A 5,495-nucleotide genomic window follows, 5' to 3' on the forward strand; every position below is an offset into this window, starting at 1 on the left:
GAGAAGCTCTGGCTCACTGGTTGGAGCGCCGAGGACGACGGCGTGACGACTGGCTGTTCCCCAGCCGCAGCCGAGATGGAGAGCACATAGGCACCCGGCAGTACGCTCGGCTGGTCGATACCTGGGTGAGAATGATCGACCTGAACCCCAGCGCCTATGGCACCCACAGCCATAGACGGACCAAGGTGGCCTTGATCTATAAGAAGACCGGAAACCTACGCGCCTGCCAGCTCCTTCTCGGGCACGGAAAGCTCGAGAGCACCGTTAGGTATCTCGGCATCGAAGTGGACGACGCGCTGGAGATTTCAGAGCAGATCGACCTCTGAGCAGGCTTGGGGCGGCCCGCCGGAAAGCGGACTGCCCCTATGTCTCAGAGGGGTGGATAGCGAGCCCGCGAAGTTAGCCAAGCCGCCAAGCTTAGCTATAATGCACTTTATGTCGCTATTTCTGACAACTCTATCTGAGCCGTCGCAGGACCACAGCGTCGAGCCTGTGGATCATGGCTTTCTGATCCTGCCGATCCCGGGGCGAGAAGCGCAGTTCAACGCGCTGGCCCGAAGGGTCATTGACCATGTTGGCTCGCTCGCCGCGTTCCCCCGCAAGGGCGCGCACGGTCTCTATGACTGCGTCCACATCATCCCAGCCGATCAAGACTAAGGCTGCGCTTGATCCATCGATGGCGGCGGCATGTGGTGACGCGTCCGCCTACGACCGTTATGGGTCGATTTCTGCCCTGGGCTTCGCCGCAGCAAGCGGACATTGGCCTCCAGGCCGGAAGCGGTCTCGGTCGATGTCGGCCAGGGGTGGATAGCGGACGATGCTAAATTGCGCTGCCCGTACTTCTCCAGCGTTTAAAAATGGCGTCACCGCCGCCATCGCGCGTTGGACGTATTCAACCTTCTCGCCAACGGGCGCCACGTATTGGATAGCCTCTTCCGCATCACGCGGGGTCGCCAAGCGCGCGATCATCCAGGCGGCAAGGTATTGCGAGGCCAGGCAGCCGCCAGCTGTTGCGATATTACCGTGCGCGGCGAAGGGCGCGTCCACGACATTGACGCCCGCCTCGATGACCCAAGGCTTGGTCGTTAGGTCGGTGCAGGCAGGCAGGTCACCGATCAGGCCGAGCTTAGCCAGTAGAAGCGTGCCGGAACACTGGGCGCCGATTAGTTGGCGCGAAGGGTCCAGTGGGAGACGCGACAGGAATGCGCGATCGGCGGCGTAGTCGCGGGTCTTGATTCCGCTGCCGATCAGCACGGCGTCGGCCTCGGCTAGGAACTCCAGCGGCTTCTGGCGCTGGATCGTCACCCCCGCCATCGAGGTGACCTCCGACGTAGGACTGGTGATGTGGGCCGCCCAACCGTGCGACTTCATCCGGTTAAGGATGCCCGCCGCGATGAAGGAATCCAGTTCGTTAAAGCCGTCAAGGGTTAGGATGGCGATCTGCATTGCGGGCTCTGCACGGAGAGATGGGGAGGATGTTACGTTCGCTGAGTTACAGCGCCCACTCAAGAGCGGACATTCTGAATGCCCGCCTTGGGTCGGTTTGCGTCGTAGGCAACATCACCGAAACCAGACTTTCGTGGGCGAGCCCCATGAGCGGACTCCCCGGAGGTCGGCAAGGGGTGGGAAGCAGACGTTGCTCCTCCGCGCGAGACGCGGACATTACACGCTTGGGGAAACCTCGACTTTGGATGCATCACCTCCCTGCAACGAGCTGAGTGGCAAGCAGGTCGGCGGAACAGGACACCTCGCCGACCAGCCACATCCTGAGGATGGCTAACTGGCCCGCTGTGGCACCCGTGGCTACGAGGGGCGGGGGTGTGCGGTCGGAAGCGGGCTGTAGGCGGGCCTCGATCATGCCTGCGAGCTTTCGCTGCAGCTTGAACAGCAATGGCGGTTCAAAGATGACGCGCGCGAGAGCGCGTTGTTCCCAGACATGATCGAGCATCGTCTTGACGGCGGCGTGGCTGCCTCGCCCAGTCGCGGCAGCGGCAAGCGGGATGAAGATGGGATCGATGACCGAGATCAGAACGTCGTCCTTATTTCGGAAATGCTCATAGAAGGTGGAGCGCCCTACCCCGGCCGCCTCGATCAGGTCGGCGGTGCGGATGGTGTCGTAGCGGCGGGTGAAAATCAGGCCGATCAGAGCGTTGAAGATGGCCATGCGGGTGCGCTGGGTCCTGCGGTCCAGATCGCGCGCTAGGTCCTCGGTCATGGCGGAAAGATAGCGCATCGAAGCGCCGCTGTTCACCCGCCGCGTGCGCGCTGTTGGCGGACAAAAGCTGGGCTTCGTCCGGAAGCGGACGGATCGGGGGTTTCGTCCCTCGCGATCGACGGCCCTTCGCCCCAGCCTGTCCGGCGAAACGAGGGAACACTCTAATGAACAACCTTTCCGAGGGTCGCCTATCGGGCGGAATGATCATCGCGGCGGTGCTGGGCGCATTGGTGCTGATGCTGCACCACCCGACGTCGTTCAAGGGCCCGGACGACGGCCTGCTGCTCAATGACTGGAGCAATGCTCTCGTGCATGGAGCGATGATCGGGTGCCTGTTCATGCTGCGCTTTTCATTCCAAACCTGGGCGTGGCGTCTGGGGACAGAGCACGCTTCGGTGCGGGCGGGGACGATGGCGTTCGATGCGGGCATGACGGCGTTCATCGCCGCCGCCTTGATCACCGGCTTCGCGGCCGGCGGCCTGGCGGGGCAGGCGGATCCGGAGGCGGTGCGGATGCAAGTGAAGATCCTTGGGGCGGTGAACCGGGCGCTGGCCAATCTGGGCATGGTGCTGACGGTGGCTGCGATGACGCTGTGGGCCGTGCGGATGCTGCGGCTGACGGTGGTGACAAAGATCGCGGGCACCCTCGGCCTCGTCGTTGCGGTCGTCGCTGCGGGGTGGATGATCGTCGGTCAGGGCTCGTTCGGCCTCTACCCGGCGACGGTGGCGACCGTGCTGTTTGGGGCATGGTCCTTGCTCGTCGCGTCGTGGATGATGGGCGACACGCCAGGAGACCCAGAATGACAGAGCATAGGACGACGGCCATCGTGCCGTGCCGCGACTTAAAGGTCAGCGAGGCCTTCTACGCGCGCCTCGGCTTCAAGGTGATGAGCGACCACGGCCATTACCTGATCCTGGCGGACGGGCGGGGCTGGCATCTGCATCTGACGGCGGGGTCATGGCCGGGCAGGATCGAAGACAACCCGTCCGGCCTCTACCTCTATGCCGACGACGTCGACGCGGTCGCCGACCGGGTGCGCGAACTGATCATTGAACCGGGCGCGCCGCACCTGAAGCCGTGGGGCACATATGAGTTCGCAATCAGCGATCCGGACGGAACGCTGGTCCGGATCGGTCGAATAGCTGGTTAGGACCACATTGCGCTGAGAGTGTTCTTCTGGCGGGTTGTCTGCGCAATGTCCGCAATGGGTCGGACCACAACATCGACACCCGCGCAAAAACGGACATCGGCCCCACAGCCCAAAAGCGGTCTCGCCGAACTGCCGCTAGGGGTGGTGGGCTCAACTGATCGCTGCAACACACTCGGCGAAGGTCTCTGCTGGCGTTCGATAGAGCAAGGTCTTTCTGGGTCGTTCGTTGAGCTGTCGGGCGATGGCGCTGAGCTGGGCCTGGCGGAGGCGGCGTCGTGTCCGGAATACTGATCATGGCCGGGCTGACGATGATCGTCGGGCTGGTCGGCGGTGCAGGGGGGGGGCTGGGAGTGGGATCGGGCGGGACAGCCTCAACAAGCCCGGGCACTGACGGACCTGACGAATGTCTTGTTTCCGGCGAGGCGGCAATGTCCGATCCTGGCGCATAGGCGACCTAGCAAGCGAGTTGGAAGAGTGGTCGGGCCTATTCGCCATGCGCTTAGCCGGTGCCCCGATAGGAGGGCAGATATTCTCTTCGCGCTTATGCGAAGTGGTACGGTCTCCGATCATGCCGCCACATGGTGACTGCAGATGTGGCTGGCCTGCGCCGCTTCCATTGCACTGGCGGGCTGGGGGGCGGTTCGCAAAAAATGGGAGCTGACAGCGCTAACCAGAAACTAACCAGAAATGCATGGAAAAGGGTCGCCACTATCGACATTATTCGCTCACGAGAAGGGCTCAGATCTCAATCGTCGTCTGGTTTTCGATCAGAGCGCAGTTCGTTGACATCGAGGGGGTCACAGGTTCAATCCCTGTCGCGTCCACCATCCTCCCCCAACACATTGCAAGCGTTGAAGAAACCGCTCTCGGGCGGTCGAAAACGCCTGTTTGCTACACCAGCTTGCTACACCAGCAGCATCTGGAAAGGTTGAAAAACAGTTCTGGAACAACGGCTTCTGCTGACACGGACTGCTACACCAACCTGCTACACCAACCATCCAAACGGTCCTCTTCACCGTCCCCACGGACCACCCATCGTCGGCGCGCGAATCCTCCCGGCCTGATCGTCAGGGGGAGGGTCTTCCATCTTCGGGTTAAGGTGCCTCGGAAACTTCAGGCGACGCTCGGCCGAACGCAGGTGTGGCGGTCTCTCGGAACCGGCAACCGATCCGAAGCCATTCGAAAGTCCAAGCTGCTGTCCGCCGACCTTGAGCGGTCTTTCTTGGTGGCGACGGGAGCACCTGACCCCGAAGCGGTCTGCGCCGAAATTGCCGGATCGCAATCCGTGTCGGTCGATCAAACGACCGGCCACGCCATGACCTTTGGCGATTTATTCCGCAGCTTCCACGCTGACCCGGCCAAGGTTCGTGCTCCAAAGACGCGGCTGATCTACGACGGCCTCCTGTGGATCACGTCGAGCCTATGGGGTGAGGACCGTCTTCTGACGTCTATCGACCGTGCAGCATGCCGCGACCTGCTGGAGTTGCTCCGATGGTTGCCCAGCAATCCCGTCAAAAGATTCCCGAGCTTAAACGCCGTTCAAGCAGCCAAGATGGCCAAAAAGACTGCGCTGAAATCCACGCTCTCGGCAGGGTCTATCAATGGCTACATGGCCAAGCTTCGTGCGCTGATGACATTCGCGGTCAACGAAGGCTGGATCGACAAGAACCCGGCGACCGGCCTGAATGTCATCGACCCCATCCGCGATAAGGATAAGCGTCGCCCGTTCAGCGCGGACCAGCTTCGGTCGATTTTCCACGCTCCGATCTACACCGGATGTGTCGATGACGAGTGGCACTACGCTTCGCCGGGGCCAAACCGTCCCCGGCGCGCGCGGTTCTGGGTTCCGCTCATCGGGCTGTTCAGCGGATTGCGATTGAACGAAATCTGCCAGTTGGACCTCGCCGACATTCAGACCGTCGAAGACGTGGCTTGTTTCGTCGTGCGAGGCGATCCAACCGGTAGGGCTGCGAAGCGGCTCAAGACCACGGCCAGCGAAAGACTCGTCCCGATCCATCCGATGCTCTTGCAGATTGTGACGTGCCCCTGAGTTTTCATCCAGCGGCGACCAGAGTCCTTGGGTTAGTTACGCCTCGCAGCGTGGGGTGAGCAACAGGCCGGGCCGCGCAG

General features: G+C 62.1%; 7 protein-coding genes. 5 read left to right on the forward strand and 2 right to left on the reverse strand.

Annotated elements, in window-relative coordinates; translation table 11 throughout:
• On the forward strand, positions 1-326 hold a 326-nt coding region (locus tag HF680_RS15540), incomplete at its 5' end, for a tyrosine-type recombinase/integrase (protein WP_235969015.1).
• 109 nt (positions 327-435) lie between these two features.
• Positions 436-657, forward strand: coding sequence for a hypothetical protein (locus HF680_RS15545; protein ID WP_185225701.1), 222 nt, complete (start codon positions 436-438; stop codon positions 655-657).
• 57 nt (positions 658-714) lie between these two features.
• Here HF680_RS15545 and HF680_RS15550 read toward each other — a convergent pair whose 3' ends face one another.
• Both HF680_RS15550 and HF680_RS15555 read right to left on the reverse strand, forming a co-directional pair.
• Complete coding sequence (locus HF680_RS15550) at positions 715-1,446, reverse strand: DJ-1/PfpI family protein (RefSeq protein ID WP_235969016.1); 732 nt, start codon at positions 1,444-1,446, stop codon at positions 715-717.
• 250 nt (positions 1,447-1,696) lie between these two features.
• The gene (locus tag HF680_RS15555; RefSeq protein WP_205196341.1) at positions 1,697-2,233 is read right to left on the reverse strand and encodes a TetR/AcrR family transcriptional regulator; all 537 of its coding nucleotides are present in this window, start codon (positions 2,231-2,233) and stop codon (positions 1,697-1,699) included.
• A gap of 146 nt (positions 2,234-2,379) precedes the next feature.
• Between HF680_RS15555 and HF680_RS15560 the strand changes: the two genes are divergently transcribed.
• The 3 genes from HF680_RS15560 (at position 2,380) to HF680_RS15575 (ending at position 5,415) form a co-directional block, all read left to right on the forward strand.
• Complete coding sequence (locus tag HF680_RS15560; RefSeq protein WP_185225703.1) at positions 2,380-3,018, forward strand: hypothetical protein; 639 nt, start codon at positions 2,380-2,382, stop codon at positions 3,016-3,018.
• On the forward strand, positions 3,015-3,365 hold the full coding sequence (locus HF680_RS15565; RefSeq protein ID WP_185225704.1) for a VOC family protein: 351 nt from the start codon (positions 3,015-3,017) through the stop codon (positions 3,363-3,365). Before HF680_RS15560 ends, HF680_RS15565 begins: the two co-directional genes overlap by 4 nt.
• A 691-nt stretch (positions 3,366-4,056) precedes the next feature.
• Positions 4,057-5,415 (forward strand): DUF6538 domain-containing protein, encoded by a 1,359-nt coding sequence (locus HF680_RS15575; RefSeq protein ID WP_185225705.1) that lies wholly within the window; start codon positions 4,057-4,059, stop codon positions 5,413-5,415.
• Positions 5,416-5,495: the final 80 nt, after the last annotated feature.

The sequence above is a fragment of the Brevundimonas huaxiensis genome (genome assembly GCF_014218725.1).
GTDB classification, from domain to species: domain Bacteria; phylum Pseudomonadota; class Alphaproteobacteria; order Caulobacterales; family Caulobacteraceae; genus Brevundimonas; species Brevundimonas huaxiensis.